This window comes from Actinomadura roseirufa (assembly GCF_900659635.1).
GTDB lineage: Bacteria > Actinomycetota > Actinomycetes > Streptosporangiales > Streptosporangiaceae > Spirillospora > Spirillospora roseirufa.
Genome location: NZ_CAACVB010000008.1, coordinates 35,137 through 60,721, shown reverse-complemented (window position 1 = coordinate 60,721; position 25,585 = coordinate 35,137). Strand labels below are relative to the sequence as shown.

General features: G+C 69.6%; 29 protein-coding genes. 11 read left to right on the top strand and 18 right to left on the bottom strand.

Annotated features, from left to right (window positions below):
- Positions 1–485 precede the first annotated feature (485 nt).
- The 4 genes from E1291_RS03470 to E1291_RS41725 all read right to left on the bottom strand — a co-directional run bounded on the left by E1291_RS03470 (position 486) and on the right by E1291_RS41725 (position 2,728).
- Positions 486–1,241, bottom strand: coding sequence for a hypothetical protein (locus E1291_RS03470; protein ID WP_131736060.1), 756 nt, complete (start codon positions 1,239–1,241; stop codon positions 486–488).
- Positions 1,242–1,398: 157 nt separating this feature from the next.
- Positions 1,399–1,716, bottom strand: a complete 318-nt coding sequence (locus tag E1291_RS03465; protein WP_131736059.1) for a hypothetical protein — start codon at positions 1,714–1,716, stop codon at positions 1,399–1,401.
- Entirely contained in the window at positions 1,709–2,071 is a 363-nt protein-coding gene (locus E1291_RS03460) for a hypothetical protein (RefSeq protein WP_131736058.1), read from the bottom strand. Before E1291_RS03460 ends, E1291_RS03465 begins: the two co-directional genes overlap by 8 nt.
- A gap of 513 nt (positions 2,072–2,584) precedes the next feature.
- Positions 2,585–2,728, bottom strand: a complete 144-nt coding sequence (locus tag E1291_RS41725; protein ID WP_165494942.1) for a hypothetical protein — start codon at positions 2,726–2,728, stop codon at positions 2,585–2,587.
- A gap of 406 nt (positions 2,729–3,134) precedes the next feature.
- Between E1291_RS41725 and E1291_RS03455 the strand changes: the two genes are divergently transcribed.
- From E1291_RS03455 to E1291_RS03430, 6 genes are all read left to right on the top strand, one after another.
- Positions 3,135–4,277, top strand: a complete 1,143-nt coding sequence (locus E1291_RS03455; RefSeq protein WP_131736057.1) for a hypothetical protein — start codon at positions 3,135–3,137, stop codon at positions 4,275–4,277.
- 594 nt (positions 4,278–4,871) lie between these two features.
- Positions 4,872–6,014: a hypothetical protein gene (locus tag E1291_RS03450; protein WP_131736056.1), complete on the top strand. Its 1,143-nt coding sequence runs from the start codon at positions 4,872–4,874 to the stop codon at positions 6,012–6,014.
- A 627-nt stretch (positions 6,015–6,641) separates the two neighbouring features.
- Entirely contained in the window at positions 6,642–7,391 is a 750-nt protein-coding gene (locus E1291_RS03445) for a hypothetical protein (protein ID WP_131736055.1), read from the top strand.
- Between the two features lie 49 nt (positions 7,392–7,440).
- Positions 7,441–7,749 carry a hypothetical protein gene (locus tag E1291_RS03440; RefSeq protein WP_207400525.1) on the top strand — a complete coding sequence of 103 codons (309 nt, stop codon included), beginning with the start codon at positions 7,441–7,443 and terminating at the stop codon, positions 7,747–7,749.
- Between the two features lie 582 nt (positions 7,750–8,331).
- The gene (locus E1291_RS03435; RefSeq protein ID WP_131736054.1) at positions 8,332–9,552 is read left to right on the top strand and encodes a S1 family peptidase; all 1,221 of its coding nucleotides are present in this window, start codon (positions 8,332–8,334) and stop codon (positions 9,550–9,552) included.
- A 78-nt stretch (positions 9,553–9,630) separates the two neighbouring features.
- Positions 9,631–10,062 carry a hypothetical protein gene (locus E1291_RS03430; protein WP_131736053.1) on the top strand — a complete coding sequence of 144 codons (432 nt, stop codon included), beginning with the start codon at positions 9,631–9,633 and terminating at the stop codon, positions 10,060–10,062.
- Positions 10,063–10,614: 552 nt separating this feature from the next.
- Here the strand turns inward: E1291_RS03430 and E1291_RS03420 are convergent.
- The 8 genes from E1291_RS03420 to E1291_RS03385 form a co-directional block, all read right to left on the bottom strand.
- On the bottom strand, positions 10,615–10,863 hold the full coding sequence (locus tag E1291_RS03420) for a hypothetical protein (protein ID WP_131736052.1): 249 nt from the start codon (positions 10,861–10,863) through the stop codon (positions 10,615–10,617).
- 142 nt (positions 10,864–11,005) lie between these two features.
- The gene (locus tag E1291_RS03415) at positions 11,006–11,335 is read right to left on the bottom strand and encodes a PCC domain-containing protein (protein WP_165494941.1); all 330 of its coding nucleotides are present in this window, start codon (positions 11,333–11,335) and stop codon (positions 11,006–11,008) included.
- The gene (locus E1291_RS03410) at positions 11,326–11,931 is read right to left on the bottom strand and encodes a twin-arginine translocation signal domain-containing protein (RefSeq protein ID WP_131736051.1); all 606 of its coding nucleotides are present in this window, start codon (positions 11,929–11,931) and stop codon (positions 11,326–11,328) included. Before E1291_RS03410 ends, E1291_RS03415 begins: the two co-directional genes overlap by 10 nt.
- A 258-nt stretch (positions 11,932–12,189) precedes the next feature.
- Entirely contained in the window at positions 12,190–12,675 is a 486-nt protein-coding gene (locus E1291_RS03405; protein ID WP_131736050.1) for an SRPBCC family protein, read from the bottom strand.
- Positions 12,623–13,048, bottom strand: a complete 426-nt coding sequence (locus E1291_RS03400) for an ArsR/SmtB family transcription factor (protein WP_242613918.1) — start codon at positions 13,046–13,048, stop codon at positions 12,623–12,625. Before E1291_RS03400 ends, E1291_RS03405 begins: the two co-directional genes overlap by 53 nt.
- Entirely contained in the window at positions 13,035–13,466 is a 432-nt protein-coding gene (locus E1291_RS43065; RefSeq protein ID WP_131736048.1) for an SRPBCC domain-containing protein, read from the bottom strand. Before E1291_RS43065 ends, E1291_RS03400 begins: the two co-directional genes overlap by 14 nt.
- 82 nt (positions 13,467–13,548) lie before the next feature.
- A complete protein-coding gene (locus E1291_RS03390; RefSeq protein WP_131736047.1) occupies positions 13,549–14,373 on the bottom strand; it encodes an efflux permease Rv1217c-related protein in 825 nt (274 codons plus the stop codon).
- 40 nt (positions 14,374–14,413) lie between these two features.
- Positions 14,414–15,316: an ABC transporter ATP-binding protein gene (locus E1291_RS03385; protein WP_131736046.1), complete on the bottom strand. Its 903-nt coding sequence runs from the start codon at positions 15,314–15,316 to the stop codon at positions 14,414–14,416.
- An 87-nt stretch (positions 15,317–15,403) separates the two neighbouring features.
- Between E1291_RS03385 and E1291_RS03380 the strand changes: the two genes are divergently transcribed.
- Both E1291_RS03380 and E1291_RS03375 read left to right on the top strand, forming a co-directional pair.
- Entirely contained in the window at positions 15,404–15,856 is a 453-nt protein-coding gene (locus E1291_RS03380; protein WP_131736045.1) for a GbsR/MarR family transcriptional regulator, read from the top strand.
- A 58-nt stretch (positions 15,857–15,914) separates the two neighbouring features.
- Positions 15,915–16,169, top strand: a complete 255-nt coding sequence (locus E1291_RS03375) for a hypothetical protein (RefSeq protein WP_131736044.1) — start codon at positions 15,915–15,917, stop codon at positions 16,167–16,169.
- A gap of 74 nt (positions 16,170–16,243) precedes the next feature.
- On the opposite strand, the gene E1291_RS03370 is transcribed toward E1291_RS03375, so the two are convergent.
- Together E1291_RS03370 and E1291_RS44485 are read right to left on the bottom strand one after the other, a co-directional pair.
- Entirely contained in the window at positions 16,244–17,026 is a 783-nt protein-coding gene (locus tag E1291_RS03370; protein ID WP_131736043.1) for a DUF899 family protein, read from the bottom strand.
- 116 nt (positions 17,027–17,142) lie between these two features.
- Positions 17,143–17,691 (bottom strand): DUF1877 family protein, encoded by a 549-nt coding sequence (locus E1291_RS44485; RefSeq protein WP_278045223.1) that lies wholly within the window; start codon positions 17,689–17,691, stop codon positions 17,143–17,145.
- A 468-nt stretch (positions 17,692–18,159) separates the two neighbouring features.
- Between E1291_RS44485 and E1291_RS03360 the strand changes: the two genes are divergently transcribed.
- Complete coding sequence (locus tag E1291_RS03360) at positions 18,160–19,293, top strand: mandelate racemase/muconate lactonizing enzyme family protein (protein ID WP_131736041.1); 1,134 nt, start codon at positions 18,160–18,162, stop codon at positions 19,291–19,293.
- A 126-nt stretch (positions 19,294–19,419) separates the two neighbouring features.
- The gene (locus E1291_RS03355) at positions 19,420–20,142 is read left to right on the top strand and encodes a GntR family transcriptional regulator (protein WP_165494940.1); all 723 of its coding nucleotides are present in this window, start codon (positions 19,420–19,422) and stop codon (positions 20,140–20,142) included.
- A 65-nt stretch (positions 20,143–20,207) separates the two neighbouring features.
- On the opposite strand, the gene E1291_RS03350 is transcribed toward E1291_RS03355, so the two are convergent.
- Genes E1291_RS03350 through E1291_RS03335 form a run of 4 tightly spaced genes read right to left on the bottom strand, consistent with a single transcriptional unit; the run spans position 20,208 to position 24,617 of the window.
- Complete coding sequence (locus E1291_RS03350; RefSeq protein ID WP_131736039.1) at positions 20,208–20,981, bottom strand: SDR family oxidoreductase; 774 nt, start codon at positions 20,979–20,981, stop codon at positions 20,208–20,210.
- Entirely contained in the window at positions 20,981–21,877 is an 897-nt protein-coding gene (locus E1291_RS03345) for a dihydrodipicolinate synthase family protein (RefSeq protein WP_131736038.1), read from the bottom strand. The genes E1291_RS03350 and E1291_RS03345 overlap by 1 nt, the downstream gene beginning before the upstream one ends.
- On the bottom strand, positions 21,874–23,610 hold the full coding sequence (locus E1291_RS03340) for a dihydroxy-acid dehydratase (protein ID WP_131736037.1): 1,737 nt from the start codon (positions 23,608–23,610) through the stop codon (positions 21,874–21,876). Before E1291_RS03340 ends, E1291_RS03345 begins: the two co-directional genes overlap by 4 nt.
- A gap of 32 nt (positions 23,611–23,642) precedes the next feature.
- Positions 23,643–24,617 (bottom strand): cyclase family protein, encoded by a 975-nt coding sequence (locus E1291_RS03335; RefSeq protein WP_131736036.1) that lies wholly within the window; start codon positions 24,615–24,617, stop codon positions 23,643–23,645.
- 144 nt (positions 24,618–24,761) lie between these two features.
- On the opposite strand from E1291_RS03335, the gene E1291_RS03330 reads away from it, so the two are divergent.
- Positions 24,762–25,547: a GntR family transcriptional regulator gene (locus E1291_RS03330; protein WP_165494939.1), complete on the top strand. Its 786-nt coding sequence runs from the start codon at positions 24,762–24,764 to the stop codon at positions 25,545–25,547.
- Positions 25,548–25,585: the final 38 nt, after the last annotated feature.

The window sequence follows — 25,585 nt, the reverse complement described above, 5'->3', positions numbered from 1 at the left end:
CCTCCCTCCGGGAGCCCGGCGACGCCCCGGCGGCGCTGACCGGCGTCTGACCTCGCGGGACGATCCGAACGACCGGACTGCACCCGGCAAGGACGGCAGCGACCCGAAACAGGAGGCCGCGCCGGTCTGGGCTCCAGCCCGTGGGATTTGCGGTCGTCACGCTGACCGGCGTCTGTTCCTCGCCGGGGGTGATCGAAGGACCGGCGGGCACTCGACGAGGAGGGGCGGCGGGTCGAAAGGGGGGCGTGCCGGTCGGGGCTCCAGCCCGTAAGACCTGCGATTGTCGCTAGTAGGGGTGGCGCCGCCGGGCCGCAGCGATCGGAAGGCGGCGCCACCCCGGCTCTACGCGACGAGCGGACCCTGTTCGCCCGGACGGGCCGCGTGCCGGCCGCACGGGTTCACCGTCCAGTGCCCCTGGCAGCCTGAACTCGACCCGGGCACCGTAAGGTGGGACGCGATTCTCAGAAGCTCACTGTTTCCACTGTTCAGCCGACCTCGGCGCTGAACCCGTAGTAGGTACGCCAGTGTGGTGCAGGGTGCCCCGGAGGCAGCGGGGTGCCCGCCAAGGGCGGAATGGTCACCGCGTCCCAGTCGATGGCCTTTGCCGAGCCTTCTGAAAGGGTCACATTGCCGATCTCCTTACCCCGGGAGTACGAGGTAAGGGTGAGCCCGTCCGTCCAGTCTTCGTAGTTCGCCAACCATTGGTCGCAGGCCCAGCGCAATTCTTCGGGATCGGTGACGACCAGTTGAAGCGTGGTGCATACCGAGCCGCTCCACAGGTCCGTCTGGACGTGGTGGTAGTCGTAAGGGAAGGCTCCGTCTTCGCTCTCCGGGTAGGCGCCTTCGTCGAACACTTCGGCCAGCGCCGCCAGGCACGCCTTGGGCGTGGGCGCTTCGGGGTCCGCGCGCAGGACGCCGCCGAGCAGCTCCTCCGCCTCCTCCCGCCGCCGCGTGTTCGCGGCCTCGATCTCCTCCCCGTCGGCATTGTGGTCGAGGTCGATGATGTTCTGCCAGGCCGCGACCTGCGTGACCAGCAGGCTCCCCAGCAGCGTGCGGGCAAGCGCGTCGTCGGGCAGGGCGGCGACCGCAGCGCGCAACCACGGTTCACCGGCCCAGACCGGTTCGTTCTCCGCCGCCTCCGGAAGCAGGGTCAGCAACCGTCCGTACTCCCGGGCGGCCTCGCCGTCGCCGGCCTGCGCCGCCACCCGAAGCGCGTCCACCCGCTCGGAAAAGATCATCACGCTGGCGCACGCTACTACGCCGCAAGCAGCCGACCCGGCCGATCTCTCGGCCAGGTGCTCGACTCGGTCCGGGCCGTGGAAGGGCGCGGTGGTGCGGGGACCTCGGGGGCGGCGTCGACCCGCACCACCGCGCCGGTCTGGGTGGTTCGTAGGTGTTTCAGGCGGGTGGCAGCCCGAGCGTCCGGCCGATGGTCGCGGCGGCCTGGTCGGCGGTCGTGCCGATCTGTGCGCCGTGGTCGGGTCCGCAGTACCAGAGGTAGGCGCAGCGGTGGCGGGCCCAGACGACGTAGTGGGGTCCTTTTCCGGAGCGGATGAGATGCAGAATCTCCGTCCCGTGCGGCAGGATCGGCGCGATGCCGGAGAAGCGCCTGCGCAGCAGAGTCGCCAGTTCGGTCAGCCGCTCGCCGGGTGAAGTGGACGCGGGGGGCTCTGCCGCGTCACCCGTCCCCCCGCGTCCACGCTCGGATTCACTCACCGGCGCAGCCGTGTTCCGTCGGCGCGCCGAGGGTGGTGGCCACGATCAAGGCCGCGTCCACGATGTGGTTCGCCTGGGCGATGGGCTTGCCCCAGGACGTGAAGAACCAGGCCCGCCCGCCGTCGTCCTCACGCGCCTTGCACGTGATGGTGTCCGCCGGACGCGGCACGTCCGGGCAGCACCCCGGCGCCTTCGGGTTGATCACGATCAGCTTGCGCCGCTGCAGCACGGTCTCCAGCCCGTAGACGTGGAGCCGGGACATCAACGCCCCAAGCCGCGCGTAGGCGTCGGGGTGCTCGGCATCGTCCGGGCGTTCACTCACGCCCGACTCGCCTGCCTGGCCGTCCTCGCTCATAGCCGGATTTCTCCTCCGGTCAGTTCCCGGCCGGCGGTTGGAGCTCGCCGAATCCGGGGGTCGCTTGTCTGCCATGCGGGGATCTGCGCCGAGTTGCCATCAACTCGATGCGCGGGCCCCGCACTCGTCAGAGTCAAAGCCCTGCGCGATCGGTCGCGCACCGTGGGCAAGGGCAACGCAATGCGTCTGCGGGAGGGTGCCATCAAGCGAAAGGAAGTCCAGCTCCCGACCACGGGGACGACGAAGTGAATCGACGCGCCGCACTACAGGTCATCGCCGCACAGGACGCAGGAACGGCGATCCCCCAGGAGCCTTCAAATCCGCACTCTGGGGGGATCGATGGTTCCACGCAGAGCGGCCCGGGAAATCCTCCGGTCGCTGCCCGATCCCACAAGCGGGGGCGCATCCGGCGGCGCGGGAGTCGCGAGCGATGATCGCCACTGCCTGATCGCGGTCACGATGTACCGATCGCGTAGCCCTTGGCCGCGCCGGTCTGGGCGGTTCGTGAGGTGGTCAGGCGGGCGGCGGCCCGAACGTCCGTCCGATGTTCTCGGCGGCCTGCTCGGCGGTCGTGCTGATCTGTGCCCCCTGGTCGAGCCCGCAGTACCCGCCCGGGCGCGCGCCGACAGGGCGTACCCGTCGAGAACGACCCGTCATCAGGTCCCGCCCCGGCGCGTGAGATCGCTGTGTCTGGGGTCGCTTTGTCTGCCGTGCGGGGATCTGTATCGGGTTGCCGCCAACTCGATGCGCGGGCTTCGTACTCCTCAGGGTTAAAGCCCTGCGCGATCGGTCGCGTTCCGTTGACAATGGCAACGCAATGCGTCCGCGGAAGGGTGTAGAAGCCATGTCTCAGCAATCACGCCCTCGGTGGGCGATTCGTCTGGAAACGGAGCGTCTGGATCGGGGGTGGGGTAAGTATGACCTGGCCCGCCGCTTGCGGGGCGCTCTGAGCTTGCCTCTGACTCCTGCGGGGGTCAGAGGTACCGGTGCCCAGATCTACAGGTGGGAAAAGGGCATCCACTTCCCCGAGATCTGGGCGGACGTTTACGCGACCGTGTTCGAGATGACGAAGGAAGATCTTTTCGGCGACGAGTTGGAAAGGCGCTCACCCTCCGCATCGGGGCCTCCACCTGACGACGCGCGCGGCATACCGGGCGGTACCGTGGAAGACGGTCCAACTCCCGACCACGGGGACGACGACATGAACCGACGCGCCGCACTACAGGTCATCGCCGCACTCGGCGCGGGGACGGCGATCCCCCCGGGAGCCTTCGAATCCGTACTGTCGGGCATCGATGGTTCCGTGAGCGAATCCGCGACTCCACTCCGGCCTCACTGGGAAGAGGCCGCGTGGGAGTACTCCCAAACGATTTGGGTGAAGCCTACGGGTGCGCTTGCGCAGGATCTCACCTGGGATCTGGCGTCGATTGGCGCGACTCTCGGCAAGAACCTACCCGAAGCGCACAGGAAAAATCTCCTCAGGGTCGGTGCCCAGCTTTCGGCCTACTTGGCGCAAGAGTTGAGCGACTTGGGAAACCTGCGCGCGGCTCGTCGAGCATTTCAGTCGGCGATCGGAGCGGCCGAGGCGTCTGGTGATCAAGAACTGATCATCTGGGTGCACGCCTACAACGCCGCCCGAGCCGCCTGTGAAGGACGTCCCGCTGCTCTCGTCGATTCCCTGCTCGGCGAGGCAATCGGGCGTGCCGGGCCGGCCCCGAGCGTGGGCCTGGCGACGGCTCTGCAGACACAAGCCGAATCCCGTGCCGCACAGGGAGATTCGGCGGGGGCTGAAGAATCGCTGGCGAGGCTGCGAGGAGTCTTCGAGAAACTTTCGAGCCCCACCACTGGCGATCACATAACTCCGTGGGGCTGGCCGGAGGAGTATCTCAGATTCACCGAATCTCTCTCGTATGCGATGCTCGGCAAGACTCGGCAGGCCAACACCGCGATTGATCGCGCCTTGGAGCTCTCTCCCCTTGAACGGGAAGGGACGCGAACGAACCTCCAGCTGATGCGGCCAATAGTGCTCGTCCGGGAAGGGGAGATCGCCGAGGGGTTGGAGAGGGCGGTGGCTGCGGTTCAAGGAGTCCCTGGGAGCACCGCACGGCGCAGAGTGGCCGGCGAGATCATCAGGGCGCTACCCGATCCACAAGCGCGGGCGCTTCCGGCGGCACGGGAACTCCGTGCCCTGACCGTCACCGCCTAATCGCGATCACGACGTGCCGATCACGCGCCCCGCTTGGTCGCCCCTCGTTCTCGGTGATGCGGCGGACACGGGGCGGAGGTGACCCCGTATCACCGCGCCGGTCTAGGCGACTCGCGGCTTCTGGCTTGCCCGGGGCTGTGTAGGACGGCTTCACTTGGCCTTTCCTGTAGCGGGCCTCTTTTTTTCGATGATGTCGCGCTCGGTGCTTGAGATCACTGGGGCCGGGGTCGCTTTGTCTGCCGTGCGGGGATCTGTACCGGCTTGACGTCAACTCGATGCCTGAGCGCCGCTCTCGTCAGGGTTAAAGCCCTGCGCAATCGGTCGCGCACCGTTGACAATGGCAATGCCAAGCGTCTGCGGAAGGGTGTAGAAGCCATGTCCCAGAGACCGCGCCCCCAATGGGCGATTCGCCTGGAAACGGAACGTCTGGATCGAGGCTGGGGTAAGTATGACCTGGCCCGCCGCTTGCGGGGCGCTCTGAGCTTGCCTCTGACCCCTGCGGGGGTCAGAGGTACCGGTGCCCAGATCTACAGGTGGGAAAAGGGCATCCACTTTCCCGACATCTGGGCGGACGTTTACGCGACCGTCTTCGAGATGACGAAGGAAGATCTTTTCGGTGACGAGCTGGAAAGGCGCGCGCAATCCGCGTCGGGGCTCCCGGTCGAAGAGTCACCCGGCATACCGGGGGGTACCGTAGAACCGAGTCCAACTCCCGACCATGGGGACGGCGACGTGAATCGCAGGGATCTCCTCCAGAACGTCACAGCCCTGACCGCAGGCGCGGCCGCCGCGCCGGTCTTCGCCGCCCTGACCCAGGGGTGGCAGGACAGCGAACCGGTCCTCGCCGGGGCGAGCCTCTCTCAAGACATGATCGACGATTGGGAAGACGCGGTCGGCGTACACACGCAGCGTGCCCGGGTGGAGGCGCCCACGGTCGCCCTCGCGGCGCTGGCGGCCGACTTCATGGCGATGGCCCCCCACCTCGCCCGTCCACAACCCGAGGGTGTTCGACGTGACCTGACCCATGCCGCCGCGCAGTACGCGATGTTGATCGCGGGCAAGCTCGTTGACCTGGGCGACCATCGGCAGTCTCGACGCTGGTGGAACAAGACCCGCGCGCTCGGGAATGAATCCGGCGACCCGCTGCTCGCGTCGTGGTTACGCGGCAGAGAGGCTCTCTACCGTCATGGCTTCCCGGGCGAGGATCTGGCCAACGTGCTTGCCGTCGCTCAGGACGCGGAACGCTTGGCGGGGGACCGGCACAGCGTGCCGCTCGTCTCGGCATTGGCGTCCCAGGCTCAGATTCTCGCCCACATGGGGAGGTACGACGACGCGATCGCCGCACTGAGGAAGGCCGAGTTCAGCTTCGACCACATGACCACACCCATGATCGTCGAGGACGACTGGGCGCGACGTGAACAAGGGTTGTGGTTCGACAAGAGCGTGGTCTACACCTTGGCGGGAGACGTCAGGCGCGCCACCGAAGCTCAAGATCGGTACCCCAAATCCGATGTGGGGGGAGCGATCTCGATCAGCCTTCACCGCGCGGTGCTGGAGGCGCGAAGTGATCCTGCGGCCGGCATGGAAGAAGCCTCGCGGATCATCCAGGGCATTCCCGCCGAACGACGCCGCACAAAACACATGACGCTTGGGCGGATCGTCCTCAACGTGGTCCCGGAGCGCGCGCGGAAGCTTTCGGCGGCGCGGGAGCTGCGAGCCTTGACCGCCGTCACCTGATCAGGGGTACGACGTACCGTTCGCGCCGCGCCTGGTCGTGTCCTGGGCGCGGCGCGACGGTTTCGGGGACCTCGCGCACTGCCGCGCCGGTCTTGGTGACTCACGCGGTGTCTGGGCGAGGGCCGAGCCGAGGGCACGACCGATGCGCTTGGCGACCTTGTTGTGGTCGTGCCGGGGCTGCGGGCTGTGGGCGGTCCGCGCTACCAGAGTTTGGCGAGCGGGCCTAGCCGGGCCTCTCTTCCGGTGAAGTCCAGCCCGGCGCGTGAAGTCGCCGCATTCGATGTGCCGGTCTCGCATAAGTCAGAGTCAAGACCTGCTAGATCGGTCGCTCGGCGAGCGGCTCGGCGTGCTCGGTCGGCCGACAGCGGTTCTTCCGCTTCACCTGTTAGAGCAGGTCGAATGGGCATGCCGGTGCCGGACAACGCGGCTCAAGCCCGCCGGAGATCGACTGTGAGGAGAGTCGCGGGGATCGGTGCCAGCGGGGTGCGCTCTACGCGGCTTTCTCTCATGTCCGTCGCGCGTCGCTTTTGGACTGCGCGCTCCTGGCTATGCTCGCCCGGTCCGATCCACCCCTCGGCGTGCGGCAGAGTTGGTGCCCTGGCCGTTGCGCGTCACGTGGAGGTACAGATGACCGTCTCGCCGCAGTCCGACGACTGGCAGGACGCATTGGCCAAGGCGTTCTCCATCCTGCTCGGACGCCCGTTGGACGAGTTCGACCCGGACGCGTCGTACGCCGTCTATTACAGTTGCGGCGACCTGGCCGGCGAGCTGTTCGCGGACGGCTTCGACGTCGGGCCGCTGGCCGCCGGCGAGATTGTTCACCCGCCGTTCGCGACGATCCCGATCCTGGGCACGCTCCTCGAAGGCTGGGACATGATCGCCCCGCACTGGAGTATCGACCTCGGCCGGTCGGTCTTCTACGCCGGTGAACCGGGCAGCGGCGCCGAGCTCGGCGTGGCCGAGCTGGACACTGGGCTGCTCGGTGCGGACCTCGGGCGGATCCTCACCGAGCGCGGCCTCACCCCACCGGACCTTTGCAAGGCGTATCCCGAAATCGAGTTCCGGGCGCACACCGACGGGACGTTGACCGACGCCATGCGGACGGCCACGGGAACGACGCGCGGCCCCGACCACATGTTCCCGTTCTCGCCCGACTGGGGGGCCGACCCCGAATGGGACCAGCGGCTCGCGGCCGTCGCCCACCCCGGAGTAAGGGACCACTTCCGCCATCTGTGCCGGACCATGGACAGTGCCCGCAGCAACGGCGCGCTCTACCTCGGCGCTCGGGATCCGGGTTTCGAACCTCCCCGCTCGGTGATCGCGGCGTGGCAGTTCGGTGAGGCCCAGTCCTGGTCCGCCGTAGTCCGACTTCCATAATCTTGCGGACGCTTCGGCGGATGAATGGAGGGCCGAGCGTGAACGAGGCATGCAGTGGATCGGCGTGCGCGACACGCCGGGCAACAACTGGAACGGTGGCTCCCGCGACGATGTGAACCGGCTGGGCTCATGGCTGGGCTTGATGAGCCAGAGTGACGCGGACCAAGGGCCGGAGCAGGCCGGATCGCGCGGCGACCTGATCACCGCGCAGCGGCCCGGCGAGCGGATCGCCCGGCTGACCCAGCGTTGGGTCAACGCCGTGCCGTACGACACGTCCCGGATGACCGAACACGAGGCCCGCGCCCTGTCGGCCTCCCTCAGAGAGACAGACGATGCTCGGTCACTGGCCGGTGCCTGACCTCGCGGGGCATTCTGGAAGGATCCCCGCCCTGCAGAACTGGCGCGCATCGGGCAAGGCCCGGCCCGGAGTCGAGCCGCCCCGGGCCCGGACACCTGCCCGGCGCCTGTCGCGATGCGCATTGCCAGGGCCGGTCCGGCAGATGCCGTGGTGATCCGGACTAGGGCGCTGATCAGGGTGATGGCTGCTTGGTAGCGGCGGTCAAGTTTGTCGTAGCGGCTAATGATGGCGCATGCCGAGTCCAGAAACCCGACTCCATCTACGTGCAGAACATCACTCCCCCGATCCCGGAGCGGTTCGACACCGGTCAAGGGAGGGCGAGAAACGAAGAGTCAGAGATTTCGTGGCCTGATGAGGCCATCATCAGGCCGCTCCACCGAGAAACCGCGATCACAACCGTCTTCTGACTTGGAGACTTTCTCAAAGTGAACATCTGCTGACACGGACGGTCACTTGATCCGGTGAACAATGCGGTTGATCTCCGCTCGGCCCCTCTGGTTCACTTCATCCCAAACGCCAGTACATCGGGGGTTCAGGGAGCTTATGCGGATCCGGGCTGCATTGACCTCGCTCGTTATGACTGTGTCACTGGTTTCGGCCACAGGACCGGTCACGTTAGCCGCGCCAGGAACGCCAGGGACGAAGCCCGTTATCGTCACGGTGCAACCTGCGAGGACTCGTCCGGCGAAGCCGGCGCCAGCCGAACTGGAGGACCTGAAGCTCGTCGCGCAGAGCGACGGAATCAGCTTTAAGGAGGCGGTTCGGCGTTGGGGCTGGCAGAACTCCTTCGTGAACGTCGCCGACAAGCTCCAGGCCAAGCATCCGGGATCCTATTCGGGATCCGAGATCACCGGCGAGGGTAGCGGGGCGTGGATCGGCTTCAAAGGCCCGATCCCGCCTGAAGCGATCACACTGGCGCGCACGCTGCCGGTGCCGGTCAGGCTCATCGGAAACAAGGGCTTCTCCGAGAAGGAACTGAACGACGCCACCGTCAACAACTTCTCCCGCGTCGCCGACCACGCCGACGTCGGCACGGCCGAGGGCGGATACGAGATCACCAGCGGAGCGATCAATATCTCCGCGGCCCCACGCACGCCGCTTGACAAGCCCGGACGCCGACGGTTGCTCTCCCGCCTCCAGCCGGTGAGAAGCCGGATCGGTTCTCCGATCACCGTCAACGTCACCCTCACCGACAAGGTGGAAGCTGGTCCGAAGATTAACATGTACGGCGGCGGCTTTCTTAACGGCAATGGAGCATGCACCGCAGCCTTCACCGTCCGGAAAGGCAGGACACTGGGCATCGCCACCGCCCATCATTGCGCGTCGGGAAACTCGCGGTTCCAGTTCTACAACCACAATCACCAAGGGCGATCCACGACCATCAGCCTCCGCGGCTCCCACGGGGGTCGTTACGGCGACATGGCATGGTACTCCCCGGGTAGATACAAGGCCGTTCCCTGGTTCTACTACGCCCCGAATAAGACCCGTAAGGTCAACCTGTATAAGTGGCCCAAGTCCGGTCAAAAGATCTGTAACTACGGCCGCACCACCAACGCCAAATGCACCAAGGTCTACAAGAACGGACAGTGCATCAAGTACCCGGGGCTCCCCAAGTACTGCGGCCTGACCGCTGTGACCAACGCGCCGACGAGGAAGGGTGACAGCGGCGGCCCCTGGTACTGGGGAAATGACGCCTATGGCATCCTCTCGGGCGAAAAGCGCATCAACCTCAAGAGTCGGGACTTGTTCACCCCCGTGGCGGGAATGTACGAGGCGATGGGCGTCTCCGTATACCTGTCCTGAGATTTCCAAGTAAAGAACGCCTCGCAGGGCCGTCACGCCATGTGACGGCCCTCGGGACTTACCGTGCAGGAGTCCGATATGAAGACCCCGTGGGCGACGGCCGTCGCCGTCACACTGGTCCTGGCGGCCGCCGCATGCGGAGGAAGCGGAAAGGGCATCGACTTCACCGGGCACGATCCGCGTATCCTGGTTCACCATGGTTACGGAGACAACTGGCCCAGGGTCATGTACGTGGGGAAACTCGTCTACGATCCCGCCAGCCGCTGCCTGCACTTCGAGTTCGAATCCGGAGAGCGCAAGGCACCCGTGTGGCCCAAGGGCACCAAGCCCGTCCTCAAGGGCGACAAGCGCGGTGTGAACATCCACGGCTTCGGTGACCTGTTCGAAGGCGAGAAGTTCAGCACCGGAGGAGCCGGGGCCGCCGAGAAAATCCCGAAGAAAATCCCCGTCTCGTGCATCCCTAAGGGCGGCACCATCGTCTTCAACACCGACACTGACCGCCAGAAGTAGCCCCCGGAGAAGGTCTGCATTACCCTTGCTGAGGTTGAATTTGTCGGTTTTAGTGCGGGGACAAACCGGCAACCGCTCGGCCGCGGTTCCGCTGCGGGCTGACCAGCACACTCCACGTGCCCGGGCCGGGGACCGGGACGCCCCCGCACCCGGCCCGGCCACATCATCGCCGACACGGCCTACAGTTCCCGCGCCATCCGCACCCACCTGCGCAGTGAGGCAGCCACGTCACTATTCCCGGCGTCGCCCGCTCCACGGCGAGCGGGCCGGGGCGGACAGGTCGCGCGCGTCCTCTCATCCCCTGCTCGGAAGGCGCGGCGGTGCGGGGACCTCGGGGGCGGCGTCAACCCGCACCACCGCGCCGGTCTGGGCGGTTCGTGTGGTGTTCAGGTGGGCGGTAGGCGGAGCATTCGTCCGATGTTCTCGGCGGCCTTGTCGGCGGTCGTGCCGGTTTGTGTCCCGTGGTCGGGTCCGTTCCGTCGGCGCGCCGAGGGTGGTGGCCACGATCAAGGCCGCGTCCACGATGTGGTTCGCCTGGGCGATGGGCTTGCCTCAGGACGTGAAGAACCAGGCCCGCCCGTCGTCGTCCTGACGCGCCTTGCACGTGATCGTGTCCGCCGGACGCGGCACGTCCGGGCAGCATCCCGGCGCCTTCGGGTTGAACACGATCAGCTTGCGCCGCTGGAGGACGGTCTCCAGCCCGTAGGCGTGGAGCCGGGACATCAACGCCCCAAGCCGCGCGTAGGCGTCCGGGTGCTCGGGCTCCGGCTGGGCGCCGGTGCTCTGGGCCGTCGTCGTCATGACCGCCCGCCCTTCGAGGGCACGCCCTGGCACCTCTTGGCGTCCAATGGCTGCGTGTGCGTCATGCGTCACATGATGCGCAGCCGGCACCTCTTATCGGAGGGGCCAAACTGTGAGCCAAGACCCGCGCGAGGCCAGGAAATTAGGAAGGAATCACATAAATCCGGGCGAACCAGTGTCCCACTATCACCTCGTGGAGATGACCCGCCAGTCCGCGATCTCCCGCTACCGCGAACGTGGCGTGAATGTGCGGCACGCCGTTCACAATTTCGCCTGTTCCGTGCATTTCGGCGGGAATAGCGTAGGTGCTGACGATGTCTTTGGACGCGTCATCCTCTGGCATGGTCGAGATCGTGAACTCGTCGACGGCACCGATCAGTGACACGATCGCCCCAGACGTGATGCCCAACTCGGCCACCTTCGCCGTAAGAGCTTCCACGAGCGGCCCGCCCGCGATCTCGATCATGTGCATGGATCATCTCCATTCAGCAGCAGGGCATAGGCGCGCACGTTCTCTCGTACCGGCTCGACGCGCAGGGCACGCAGCATCGCAGCGTCGGCCCGGCGTCCACCGCGCTGGGCTAGCATGCGCGCTGCGCACCAGCGGGCGCCGGCGTCGCGCGGGTTGCAGACTTCCGAAGCGAGGGCATCGGTGTCATCCCCGACTCGCGCGAGCACTGCCGAGACGTACAACTCTCGCGCCTCCCGGTCATGAGCGAGGATGACGGGCACTCGCTCGACGAGATCGGTGTGAGTCTTGGCGATGATCCCGGTCGCGTTCACGCGAGCTACCGCCGTGTCGGCATCCTGGGCCCATCGGGCGAGGCGTAGCAGGCTCGGCCGGTCTTTTTCGGTCAGGGCAGAGATCGTCAGGTCGATCCGGTGCGAGGTCTGCACACGGCTTAAGGGCATCATGTCTCCACCCGCGATGGAGCTGAACAGCTCCTCCTCGGGGGCATCGGATTGCCCGCCCATGAGGGTCGCCCCGCCTGCAATGGCGCTCGCGGTAAGGAATCGGCGTCGCTTCACTCGTGCGGCCTCCAAAACTTCTACCGGTGTGTCGAGCACGTCCGCGAGGTGTGTGAGCCAGAACGTACCGGGGGTGCGGATGCCGCGTTCCCACCGAGAGACGTCATGACGCGTGATCGTGGCGCGCTCGGCCGAGAGGCAAAGTCGCTCGGCTAGTCGATTTTGTGACCATCCGCGATCAGGCCACCAAGCTCACCGTTATCGTCAGGCATAGGCCCTGCACCCTCCTGAGTCCCGGAGCGCGCGCGGAGGCTTTCGGTGGGGCGGGAGTTGCGCGGCCTGACCGGCGAGGGGCTCCTAATGGTTGGGCGTGCTGGCTGCCTGGGCTTGTCGGCGGGCATTGTCCCCGGGGCTGCCGAACGGGCTGCCTTCGCCGGCCTCCAGGTAGTCGCGCAGACTCGTCATGTAGTGCTGCCAGCTGCGGGTGCACATGCCGAAGCACTCCAGGCCCTCGCTCAGGCCCTGGTGGCGGAAGACGAGCTCGGATGTGTCGCCGTCGACCCGGGTGATGGTGAACGTGGGCCTGGTGCCGATCCAGTCGGGCAGGAAGGGGCAGTCGACGACGGTCCAGCGCACCGACGTGGGCCGGGCCGCCTCCTCGACGTGGATCACGAGTGGTTCGGGGGTGTTCATGAGGAACTGGAGCTCGCCGCCGGTCGCGCCGGACCCGGTCGCCGGGTTCCACCAGGCCGCGAGCCCCGTGGTGGTGGTGAGCGCCTCGAAGAGGGCGTCAGGAGTGGCTTTCACCCGCAGGGTCGTCTGGTAGTCCGCGGTGCTCGTCATGGCCGGGTCCTTTCAGGTTGTCGTGGCGCTGCACAGGGGCAGGCTTGTCGAGGTGGTCGCTCAGCGCCTGGAGACGGTCGTCCCAGTCGTGGGCCAGCGCCGCCAGGAATTGCTGCGCGAGCCGCACGGGCGCGGAATGGAGCCGGTAACGCACGCGCCGCCGCTCGCCGGGTTCGGGGGTGACCAGACCCGCGTCGGCCAGCAGGACGAGGTGTTTGGCGATCGCCTGGCGCGTGATCGGGAGGCCATCGGCCAGATCGGTGGCGGTGGCCGGGCCCTGTGCCGCCAGCCTCGCCAGGATCGCTCGCCGGGTGGGGTCGGCCAGGGCTTGAAAGACCTGCTCCGCGATCGCCTCGATGTCAGGCGGTGGCACAGTGGCCGGCCAGTGCGTCGAGTTTGCTCGTCCATCCCTCGACGTGGCTTTCGTAGATCTTGTGCCGGAAGCCGTCGGGCAGTTGCGCGAAGCCGGTCTCGACGACCCGCAGGCGTGTGCCGGAGCCGGCCGCTTCGAGGGTGAACTCGACGTAGGTACGGCGCGGATCATCGTCGGCGAGATCGGGGAGCCGCCAGGTGAACCCGAACACCGACGGTTCCTCGACCCGTTCGACCCGCATGTCGACGGTGAGCCCGCTCCTGACCGTCAGCCGGGCGGCTCCGCCGGGTCGCAGGTCGATCGTCGCCCCTTCCCCGAGCCAGGACGACAGGCCCTCGGACGTGGTGAGCGCGGCCCACACCCGCTCAGGCGGGCTCGTGAGCTTCACGCTCCGCTCGATCCGGTCGGGGAACGTCATCGCAGCCTCCAATTCATGGCAACCAATCGGTTGCCATAGTATGGCAACCGGTTGGTTGCATCAAGACGGGCCCCGGGTTGGGTCAGCGGGCCAGGTCGCGGTGGTTGAGACGCCAGGCTCCGGCGGTGATCAGGGCGGCCGTGATGGCGATCAGGACGGCGATGTCGGCGAGCCGGAAGCCGTTCTTGAGCGGTTCACCGGCGATGTAGTAGTGGTACGGGGTCAGGTGGCCGAGCCAGTCGGCGCCGATCTGGGGGGCGAAGCCGTACAGGGCGTAGCCCGCGACGCCGATACCGGCGGTGACGCCGAAGACGGCTGGACGGCCCTTGCCGGTCGCGGCGCCGAGGCCGGTGGCCAGCGCGCCGAACAGGATGGTCAGCAACGCCAGGTGGGTCGCCTGGGCGGTGAAGTGGCCGATGCTGATGGTGTCGAGCTTGGCGCTGGAGCGGATGAGCAGCATCCCGGCCAGCACGGCGGCGGCGATGACGACCGCGCCGGTGGCCAGGGCGGCGAAGCGGTGCAGCAGCAGGCGGGTGCGGCCGAGGGGATGGGCCAGCAGCAGGTCCAGGTAGCCGGACTCCTCGTCGGCGGAGATCATGCGGGCTCCGGTGGCGGCGCCGTAGAAGGTCGCCAGGAGCGGGATGAGCAGGCCGAACACCGGGCCCTGAAGGTATCCGGCGGCGCTGGAGGAGTCGTTGAGCCCGAAGCCCTCCATGGCCTTCGGCACCGAGGACAGGGAATCCTTCGAGGTCTGCGGGTAGAACGCGCCGTACATCATCGCCAGGACGCCCGTGGCGAGGGCCCAGGCGGTGAAGACGCGCCGGTTGTCGTACAGGGTCTTGGCGAAGATCGAGCCGGTGCAGGCGCGGGCGGCGCCGGAGACGCCGGGAACCGTCGTGGTGGTCATGGGTCCGCCGTTTCGCAGGTCGGGGTTCGGATGACGGAGGTCAGGCGGTCGCCGCGGCGCCGGTGTAGTAGGCGTAGAAGAGCTCTTCGAGGTCCTGGGTGTCGGCGCGCAGGCCGGTGACGGTGTGCCGGGCCGCGGCCTTGACCAGCGCGTCCGGGGAGCCGTCGACGCGGAAGGTCAGCGTGGACCCCTCGGTCTCCTGGACGGTGACGCCGTCCAGGTCGGCGAACTCGGTGGCGGCCACCGGGGCGGCGAAGGTGATCCGCACCGTCAGGAACGAGCGGGCGCGCAGGTCGGCGACGGTGTCCAGGGCGACCAGCTCGCCCTCGCGGATGATGGCGACGCGGTCGGCGACCGCCTCGACCTCGCTCATGATGTGGCTGGACATGAACACCGTCCTGCCGTCGTCCTTGGCCTCGGTCACCATGTCGAGGAAGGTCTGCTGCACCAGGGGGTCCAGGCCGGAGGTGGGCTCGTCCAGGATCAGCAGTTCGGGACGGTGCATGAACGCCTGGACCAGGCCGACCTTCTGCCGGTTGCCCTTGGACAGGCTCTTGATCCGGGCGTTCAGGTCCAGCTCCAGCCGGTCGGCCAGCTCGGTGATCCGCGCGGCGGGGACGCCGCCGCGCAGGTTGCCCAGGAACGTCAGGCACTCCCCGGCGCGCTGGCGGCCGTCGACGACGAAGTCGCCGGCCAGGTAGCCGAGGCGGCGGTGCAGCGCGACCGCGTCGGTGCGCGGGTCCAGGCCCAGCACGCGGGCCGTTCCGGACGTGGGACGGATCAGGTCCAGCAGCAGCCGGATGGTGGTGGACTTGCCGGCGCCGTTGGGCCCCAGGTAGCCGAACACCTCGCCCGCGCGCACCTGCATGGACAGCCCCGCCAGGCCGCGGCGGGCGCCGTAGGTCTTGGTGAGGTGATCGAGTTCGATCGCCGTGGTCGTCATGCCCAAGACAATATTGGAACTTTCAGAGATTTCTGAAGAGTTGGAGCTGTTAGGATCCTGTCAAGGTCGTGAGATGGGGGGACGACGGTGGCGGACACCACCGAGGCGGCCGAGCGACTGGCCCTGGTCCTGGTCCAGGGCGGGCTGCAGAAGGCGACCTCTCGGGTGCTGGCGGCGTTCATGTTCGCCGACGAGGACAGCGTCACCGCGCCCGATCTGGCCGACCGGCTGGGCATCAGCTCCGGCAGCGTGTCGGGCGCGATCAAGATGCTGTCCACCGTCGGGCTGATCGAACGGGCCCCCGCGCCGGGCAGCCGCCGCGAGCACTACCGCGTCCGCGAGGGCGCCTGGGCCATCTTGATGTCGACGCAGAACGGCATGGTCCAGTCCATGTTCGAGGCCGCGGACCAGGGCATCGCCGCCGCGGGACCGGACAGCCCGGCCGCCCGCCGGCTGGAGGAGATGCGCGACTTCTACGGCTTCATGTTCCGCGAGATGCCCGCCCTGATCGACCGCTGGCGCGCCGAACGCGGCACTTGAGCCCCGGGCGAGCACGGCGACGACGGCCGGTGTTCCCCGACGAGGAGCACCGGCGCCCATGCCCCTCGTCCAACCGGGGGAGACGCGCCGCCGCAGAGCGGACGCCGTCCAGGATCTGCTGCTGCGCTGCCTGCTGCCCGCGGTGGCGGCGGTGGTGTGCGGCGCCGCGGGCGTGGCGGTGTGCTGGGCGGTGCTGCCGGTGGCGGCGGCGGGCGGCGGCGCCGCCGAACGCGCGGCGGCACAGCGCCGGGGGCCGGCGGCACGGGCGCTGGACGTGCTGGAGGGCGCCGCGGACCTGGCGGTGTTGCGGTAATCGGACGGTACGCGCACCCGGAACTCTAGGCGGGCCTGGCCTTTCGGGCGGGCTCCGCCTGGGGTCTTCGTGCGTCAGTGGTGGTCGCCGTTCCGGCCGAGGGTCTCCACGGGGGTCGCGCCGGGGCGGGTCCACTGCGGGACGGGACGGCTGGTCGGGCCCCAGGTGGCGTGCCCGTTCGCGTCCGACCGCCAGGACCAGCACGCGCGTTCCCCCTCGGGCCAGCCCGCGGGCTTCTCCTCCCACACCTCGCCGCGGCCGTAGGGCGTCCTGTCGAGCACGGCGAAGGACCCGCTGACCGCCTCGATGCCGCGGGCCGTCGAGGAGTAGGTGAGGAACGTGCGGTCGCCGTCGCGCAGGAAGCTGGTGAGGTGCCCCATGGGTTCGCCGACCGGCGCCGCCACATCGCGCACCGAGTACCAGGGCTGGGTGTAGCCCATGAACTCGACGTAGGCGGCCACCTCGTCCCACCGGCCCGTGGTCAGGAAGGCGAACGAGACGCCCCGGGCGTTGAGGTAGACCGCGTCCTTCAGATGCCAGGCGACGGTGGTGCAGCCTTCGCACTGCCCCTGGTGCGGCGCGCCGTCGTACCACATGTGCTTGTAGACCACGAGTTCGTCGCGGCCTTGGAACAGGTCCAGGAACGGGACCGCGCCGTCGGGGCCGACGACCTCGACCGTCCCGTCGAACTCCACCATCGGCAGTTGGCGGCGGGCGGCGGCGAGGGCGTCGCCCTCACGGGTGTGGGCCTTCTCGCGGATCAGAAGCTCGTCGCGGGCGGCCTCCCAGGTGGCCATGTCGACCACGGGCGGGCGGCCGGGCAGCGCGGTGGTCGGGTCGTCCGGCTTGGTGGCCATGGTGTCCTCCGTGGTGTCTCGTGTCGGAGACCGTCGTACGGTCACCAGAAACAGACTCACGACGCGACCGGAACTCATCGGGGACCCTCGTCCGAACCGGACCACGTCGGCGCCGGTCAGTTCACCCAGGTCAGCATTCCCTCACGCTCGCGGGCGGCCGCGCGGAAGAACCGGCGGAGCGGCTCGTAGGACGCCTGCACCCAGACCAGGCTGTCGGGCTCGTCCCAGATCAGCGGATAGATGTCGGCGGCGGTGAGGTCGGCCGCGTCGAGACCGTCCGTCAGAGCCGCGAAGGAGGTGCCGTTCAACGTCCGCGCCGCCGCCGCGACCTGCTCGGGGTCCAGATATCCCAGCGGCTCGCGGCCGGGCGCGAGGATCTCCCGTTCTCCGAACACGGCGTCGACCGGAAAGGCCGCCCGTCGCAGCAGGAACCCGATCGCCGCCCACAGCGAGCGTTGCCGGGGTGGTTGGTGATGAGGCTCTTGGGAACCGCGAATCCGCAGCGTGCGGCCGTGGCCATCTGAAGGGGCCGGTACTCGGCATCCGCCAGGCGTGCCGGGTGCGACACCCAGCGAGCCGAAAGGGACCTCACCGCGCCAGCCGTCCTGCCCCAGGCGGGCGCTGACGTCGGCTCGTGTCGGAAACCAAGCCGTGTCGAGCCACATGAGTCGGGCGCCATTCCGCGATAGGGCATCGGAGACGGAATCGGCCTCTCCGTCTGACTGTTCGGCGAGCATGAGGATGGTGTGTGCGCCCATCAATCGGAGACCGTATGCGTGTAGTCGTCCGGTTGGGGCCTGCTGTCATGGACAAGGGTGGTCGCGACCTTTTCCGTCCTCGTGCTCGTGGGCTTCTCGTGTTTGCCCATGGAGCGGGTCGGAATGGGGGTGTGCGTGGACTTCTCAGCCTAGCGGGACGGGTATTGATCGTTTTTTGGAACGGGATCTCGTTCTTTCCGGCTTCGGTGCCCGCTTTCCGTTAATTGTGGTGTATCGCCGTTTTGGCGAGTGCGATTCGCGCCGGTGACGTGCCGCGCCGGCCGCGTCTCGTCCCGGTCAGTTCGCCGGGACGGGTGTTGACTGTCTTGCATCTTACATGCAAGGCTCATGGGGAACCGAGGTGAGGAGATGCGGATGAAGATCACGCGGGTCCGGGCTAGAGCGGTGGCGGTGCCGGTCGGGCGGCTCACGCAGATGGCCACGCGGACGATGCGGGAGCGGCACTACGTGCTCGTCGAGGTGGAGGCGGGCGGCGGGAGCGGGGTCGGGTACGCCTACGCCGGGACGAGCGGCGGGCCGCTGCTGGTCGAGGCCGTCAAGGATCTGGCCGGGCCGGTGCTGGAGGGCGCGGAGGCGGAGGACGTCCAGGGGCTGTGGGAGCTCATGTACCAGGAGTCCCTGCTGGCGGGACGGCGGGGCGCGGTGCTGCGGGCGATCAGCGCGGTGGACATCGCGCTGTGGGACCTGCGGGCGAAGGAGTGCGGGGTTCCGCTGGCGGTGCTGCTCGGCGGGTCGGTGCGGCGGCCCGTCCCGGCGTACGCCTCGGGCGGGTACTACCGGCCCGACGACGGCCCGTACGCGCAGGCGGTGGCGCGCGAGATCGAGGCGAACCGCGCGGCGGGCTTCACCGATCACAAGATCAAGGTCGGCCGGCTGCCGGTGGCCGAGGACGCGGCGCGGGTGCGGGCGGCGGCCGAGGTGATCGGCGCGGAGGGGCGGCTGGCGCTGGACGCCAACAACGCCTACCGCGACGCCGCGGAGGCGCTGCGGGCGGCCCGCGCGTTCGAGCGCGCCGCGGGGGAGGCCGGCCTGTGGTGGTTCGAGGAGCCGCTGTCGCCGGACGACATCGCCGGGCACGCGGAACTGGCGCGGGTGCTGGAGACGCCGGTGGCGACGGGTGAGATCCACCAGACGCGGCACGAGTTCCGCGCGCTGATCGAGCACCGGGCCGCCGACCTGCTGCAACCCGACGCCGGGGTGCTGGGCGGGGTGACCGAGTACCTGCGGGTGGCGAACGCCGCGAGCACGTTCGGGCTTCAGGTGGCGCCGCACTGGCACGCGAACCTGCACGCCCATCTGGCCGCGGCGACGCCCAACACGCTGGCCGTCGAGCATTTCGCGGCGGACAAGGACATCTACAACTTCGAGCGGCTGCTCACCCCGGAGACCCGGCTGCGGGCGGCGGACGGCGCCGTCCACCTCGGGGACGGGCCGGGGCTCGGCATCGAGTTCGACGAGGCGGCCGTCGCCTCGTTCGTCGTGGACTGACCAGCCCGCACAGGAGCGACAGGCCCAGAAGCGGCGGGCGCAAAAGCGACAGAAACCAGCAGGCGAACACGAACCGGCGGGTATGGACCGGCGGCGGGAGGCGGACACGTGGGGGAGAATGACGCCGTGAAGATCAATCCGTTGCCGCCGCCGGCGCCGACCCTCGAGGAGGAGGTCTACCGGAGGCTGCGCGGCCTCATCGTCGCCGGGGACCTGGTCCCCGGCGAGCTGTACTCGATGAACGAGCTCTCCACGCAGCTCAAGGTGTCGCGCACGCCGGTCGCGCAGGCCGTGACGCGGCTCGTCGACCAGGGGATGGTGCGGGTCGAGCACCGGCGCGGGATGCGGATCCTGGAGACCTCCACGCACGACCTGATGGAGATCTACGAGCTTCGGCTGCTGCTGGAGCCGCGCGCCGTCTACCGGGCGACGACGCTGATGCGCGAGACCGACCACCGCCGCATGCGGGACGCCCTGAAGGCGCTGCAGGCGGTGCCGGCGGCGCTGCCTAACCCGCGTGAGCTGCTGCGCCGGGACGCGGCGTTCCACCGGGTGATCCTGCGGGCGTCGGGCAACCTGCGGCTGGCCGACTACGTGGACGGGCTGCGCGACCTGCAGATGGTCCGCGGGGCGTCCACCGCGGACCGGGTCCGGCCGCTGGCCGAGGTCATCGCCGACCACGAGCGGATCTGCCGGCGGGTCGTGGCCGGTGACGCCGCCGGGGCCGCGCGGGAGATGCACGGCCACATCGCGCTGACGTGCAGCCTGCTGGTGGAGCGGGAGATCGGCGCGGTGCCGGGCCTTCCGGGCCCGCCCTGGCCGGACGCGGCCGGCACACGACCCGGCTGACCCGGCACCGCACCCGGCACGGCCCCGCCCTCGATCGGTGCCGCGCCCGCCGGTGGGTCAGCCGCTCACGGGACGCGCACGAGGCCGCCGTCGACGCGGAACTGCTCGCCCGTCACGTACGAGGCGGGCTCGCCGCACAGGAACGCGACCATCGCCGCGAACTCCTCGGGCGTGCCGTAGCGGCCGAGCGGGATCGTGCGCTCGGACGCCGCGCGCACGTCGGCGACGTCGCGGTTCTCGCGCTCGGCCCGCGCCTGGTCGAGCTGGACCGCGCGCGGCGTGGCGATCCGGCCCGGCAGCACCATGTTCACGGTGACGCCGCGCGGCGCCACGTCCTCGGCGAGCAGCTTGAGGTAGGACGCGAGCGCGCCGCGCAGCACGCTGGAGCTCGCCAGCGCCGGGATCGGCTGCTGCACCGCGCTCGACCCGATGGCGACGACGCGGCCCCAGCCTGCCTCCCACATGTCGGGCAGGCAGGTCCGGACGAGCCGCATCGGCCCGTGGAGCAGCAGTTCGGCGTCCCGGCGGGCGGTGCCCGGGTCCAGGTCGGCGGCGGTGCCGGGGGCGGGCCCGCCGCCGTTGAGGACGAGGATGCCGATGGGGCCGAGCGCCGCGCGGACGCGCGCCGCGCCCCGCACGATGCTCTCCTCGTCGGTCAGGTCCATCGGGACGGCGATGGCGTCGCCCAGGGCGGACGCCTCGGTGTCGAGGACGTCGGTCCGCCGGCCCGCCAGCGCCACCCGGGCGCCTTCGGCGGCGAGCGCGCGCGCCGCCGCCAGGCCGAGTCCGCTGGACGCGCCGGCCACCAGCGCGACCTTTCCCTTGATCGCCAGATCCATCAGGCCGCCTCCTCCGGTCGGGACGTCCAGTGCGCCTCGACGAGAGAGGCGAGGCCGGACGGCAGTGGGAGCGCCGGTGGCCGGACCGCGCCGGAGGACAGGACGCCCCGCCGGCGGAGGTTCTCCTTGCGGATCGCAAGGCCGACCTTGACCTGCGCTTCGAAATTGATGAGGGGAAGCCACGGCTCGATGGCCCGCCGGGCGGCGCGGTGACCGCCCGTCCGGTACGCCTCGACCGTCGCCAACAGCACCTCGGGGTGGGAGAACCCGGTCATCGCGCCCGCCGCGCCGGCCATCAGCTCGTCCAGCAGGCCGATCCCGCCGAGCCCGCCGAACAGCGGCGCGTCGACGAGCTCGGCCAGCCGCGCGATCGCCGGGGAGGTCGGGGGGCTCTCGCACTTCACCGCGGCCAGCCACGGCCGTCCGGCGACGGCCTTGGCGAGCGCCGCGGGCTCCACGACGACGCCGGTCGCGACCGGGTAGTCCTGGGCGACGACGCCGAGCCCGCACGCCTCGTGGACGGTCGCGAAGTGCCGCTCCAGCTCGCCCGGCTCGGGGCTGTTGACCTGGACCATGACGGCGGTGAGCCGGTCGCCCGCCACGGCGGTCAGCGCTTCGGCCTCCGCGGCGGCAGCGGCGGTGTCGCTGTAGGTGATGCCCGCGACGATGCCCAGCTCGCCCCGGGCGGCGTCCACGACGGTCCGCAGGACGCCGAGCCGCTCGTCCCGTTCGAGCCGCGCCGCCTCACCGAAGACGCCGAGGCCGACGACGCCGGTCGCGCCGAGCGTGCGGTAGAGGTCCACGGCCCGGACGATCGAGGCGTGGTCCACGGCGAGGTTGCTGTCGTGGAACGGGGTGGGGAGGACTCCCCACACTCCGGGGGCGAGGTGCGTCATGATCCTTCTCCTTGGTCTGCGACGGCGGCGGTCCGGGGGACGGCGGCCAGGAACGCCAGGTCCGCGCCGTCGCTCGCCGACGTCACGGTCTCGGCGTACAGCCGGCGCCAGCCGCGCTCGGGCGGCCGGACGGGGGCGGGCGCCGCCGCGGCGCGGCGCCGGTCGAGTTCTGCCTCGTCCACGAGCAGGTCGATGCGCCGCGCGGGGACGTCCAGCCGCACGATGTCGCCGTCGCGAACCAGCGACAGCGGCCCTCCCGCGGCGCTCTCCGGCGCGCAGTGCAGCACGACGGTGCCGTAGGACGTCCCGCTCATGCGCGCGTCCGAGACGCGGACCATGTCGCGGACGCCCTGTTCGGCCAGGTGCCGGGGGATGCGCAGCGAGCCCGCCTCCGGCATCCCGGCGGCGACCGGCCCGGCGTTGCGCAGGACGAGGACGTGGTCGCGCGTCAGCCCGAGCGACGGGTCGTCCAGCCGCGCGGCGGCGTCCTCGGGGGAGTCGAACACGACGGCGGGGCCCTCGTGCCGCAGCAGCTCCGGCGACGCCGCCGACGCCTTGATCACCGCGCCGTCGGGGGCGAGGGAACCGTACAGGGCGGCGAGGGCGCCGGTGGGGCCGACCGGGTCGTCGAGCGTGCGGATCGTCCGCTGCCAGGTACCGGGCTCGGTGCCGGCGAGCTGCTCACCGAGGGTCCGGCCGCTCACCCCGAGGTGGTCGAGGTCCAGTTCCGAGGCGAGGGCGGCGAGCAGCGCGGGCACGCCGCCGGCGTGATGGAAGTCCTCCATGTACAGCTCGCCGGACGGCTTGACGTCCACGAGCAGCGGGATCTTGCGGGCGGCGGTGTCGAAGTCGTCCAGCCGCAGGTCGACGCCCGCGCGGCGGGCGATGGCGAGCAGGTGCACGACGGCGTTGGTGGACCCGCCGATCGCGGCCAGGACGCGCAGCGCGTTGTCGAAGGCCGCGCCGGTCAGGATCTGGCCGGGGGTGACGCGCTCGCGGGCCAGCTCCACCGCGCGCCGTCCGGTCGCGGTGGCGTGCCGCAGGCGGGCGCCGGTCGGGGACGGCGCGCTCGCGCCGCCGGGCAGCATCATGCCGAGCGTCTCGGCGAGCACCGCCATGGACGAGGCGGTGCCCATCACCGTGCAGGTTCCGGCGGTGTTGACCAGCGAGCTCTCGACCTCCGCGATCTCGCCGTCGTCGATCGTCCCGCCGCGGTACTCCGACCAGAACCGGCGGCAGTCGGTGCAGGCACCGAGCCGGTTCCCGCGCCAGGAGCCGGTCATCGTCGGGCCGACGACCTCCAGGATGGCGGGGACGTTCGTCACGGCGGCGGCCATGAGCTGGGCGGGGACCGTCTTGTCGCAGCCGCCGAGCAGGACGACGCCGTCCATGGGCTGCGCGCGGACGAGCTCCTCGGTCTCCATCGCCAGGAGGTTGCGGTAGAGCATGGAGGTGGGGGTGAGGAAGCTCTCGCCCAGGCTCATCGTGGGGAACACGAACGGGACGCCGCCCGCCTCCAGCACGCCGCGCTTGATCGCCTCGATCAGCTCCGGCATGCGGGCGTGGCACGGGTTGAAGTCCGAGGTGAGGTCGGTGATCCCGATCAGCGGGCGGGAGAGGTCGTCGCCGTCGTATCCGGCGCTGGCGAGGATCGCCCGGCGCAGGTAGCGGCTGAAGCCCGGGTCGCCGTAGGCGGCGTACCCGTTCTCGATCGCGAGGCTGTCGTCTGTCAAGGTCTGCCACCCAACGGTCGCGGGAACGGGGGTCACTTCAGCAGCGGCATGACGACCGGGCGCATCGGCGCGCCGGTGGCGCCGCGCAGCCGCAGGCAGGCGCCGACGAAGGCGAACTCGTACACGCGCTCGCCCGCGAGGGCCTCCAGCTGGGCGACCTCCATGATCGTCACGCCCGCCTCGCCGAGAAGGTAGGTGTGGACGTTGTTGTAGTTCTCCGGGTCGGCCGACGGCGCCTGCTCCACGCTCAGCGAGTCGGTGCCGATGAGGATCGCGCCGCCCTGGGCGAGGAAGACCGCGCCGTCGAGGGCGAGGCCGGGGGTCCGCTCGGCGTAGGCGGTGTGGTCGGGCCAGGCCCGCATCCGGCCCGTGCGGACCAGCACCACGTCCCCCGGGCGCAGTTCGATGCCCTGCCTGCGCAGGCAGCCCTCAAGGTCGGCGCGCCCGATCCCGTAGCCGTCGGGCAGCATGTCCACGCCGTGGAGCGCCGCCACGTCGAGCATGATCCCCCGGGCGATCACCGGCGGGTGCTTGTCGGCGCCCGCCACCGTCCAGTGCCGGCTCCCGAGGTGCTCCTCGGCGCTGAACCCGTTGAAGATCCGCCCGTTGTAGCCGAAGTGGGTGAGCGTGTCGATGTGCGTGCCGCAGTGCGTGTACATGGAGATGGCGTCGCCCGAGTAGGCGACGAGCCGCTCCTGTTCGCGCCCGACGCCCATGGCGTCGTCGATCACGCTGCCGGGCGGCGTGTGGGTCATCCAGATCTGGTAGCCCGGGTCGCCCACCTTCGTCCACGAGGGCATGCCGATGAAGTAGTCGACGGACAGGTCGAAGACGGTGCCGTGGTCGGCCGCGCCCAGCACGGCGCGCCGGGAGGCGGCGTCCATCAGGTTGAGCATGCCGATCTCGTCGTCCTTGCCGAAGGGACTCTGGGTCACCTCGCGGAACCGGGCGCTGAAAGCGGCGATCTTGCTCTTGGTGATCTCGTCGATCATGGTCGGAACGCACATGGACATCTCCTTCACCTGCGCCGATGCCTCGGAGTCTGGCATGTAGCATGCTACATGTCAATGCAATCGTCCCGGGCGCTGTGAGCTAACATGTGACATGGCATGTGTGGACGTCCTGCCTCCCCCGACGAGGAAAGCGCGGCGATGGAACCGATAACCACGGATCGTGAAAGCCTCAAGGACCGCGTCTACAGCACCATCCGCGACGCCATCGTGATGGGCGAGCTCGTGCCGGGCAGCCGCCATTCGGTGTACCAGCTCGCCGAGAAGCTCAACGTCTCGCGCACGCCGGTGCGCGAGGCGCTGCTGAAGCTGGCCGACCAGGGCATGGTCGAGTTCCAGCGCAACCGCGGCGTGGTGATCCTCGCCACCACGATCCACGATCTCGAAGAGGTCTTCTCGCTGCGGCTGCTGCTGGAGGTGCCGGCGACCTTCCGGGCCGTGCGGCTCATGACACCGGCCCGGCTGGACGAGCTCCGCACCGCGCTGGACGACCTGAAGGAGACCGCCGAGTCGCCGGAGCCGACCGCCAAGGAGCACCTCGAACGGGACGCGCGCTTCCACCGCGTCCTGCTGGAGGCGTCCGGGAACCTCCGCCTGGTCAACATCGTCGACACGATGCGCGACGTGCAGATGGTCCGCGGCGTCTGGACGGCGGGGACGACCCGCGACCTGTCGACGATCTGGGAGGAGCACTCGAAAGTGTTCCGCTGCGCCGAGCGCGGGGACGCCCACGGCGCCGCGCGGGCCATGGCCGACCACATCTCCGGTACCGCCCGGCTGCTCCTCGGCCAGGAGGTCGGCATGCACGGCACGGAGAGCACGTTCGAGCTGCCCTGGATCGACCTGTTCACCTCGGGCATCGACCCCGCGTCCGGCACGGCTCCGGCCTCGGACGAGCCCCCCGCCCCCGGCGCGGACCCGGCCTGAGACCCGCCGCCGCCCCGCCCTCCGGACTCGGACGAGCC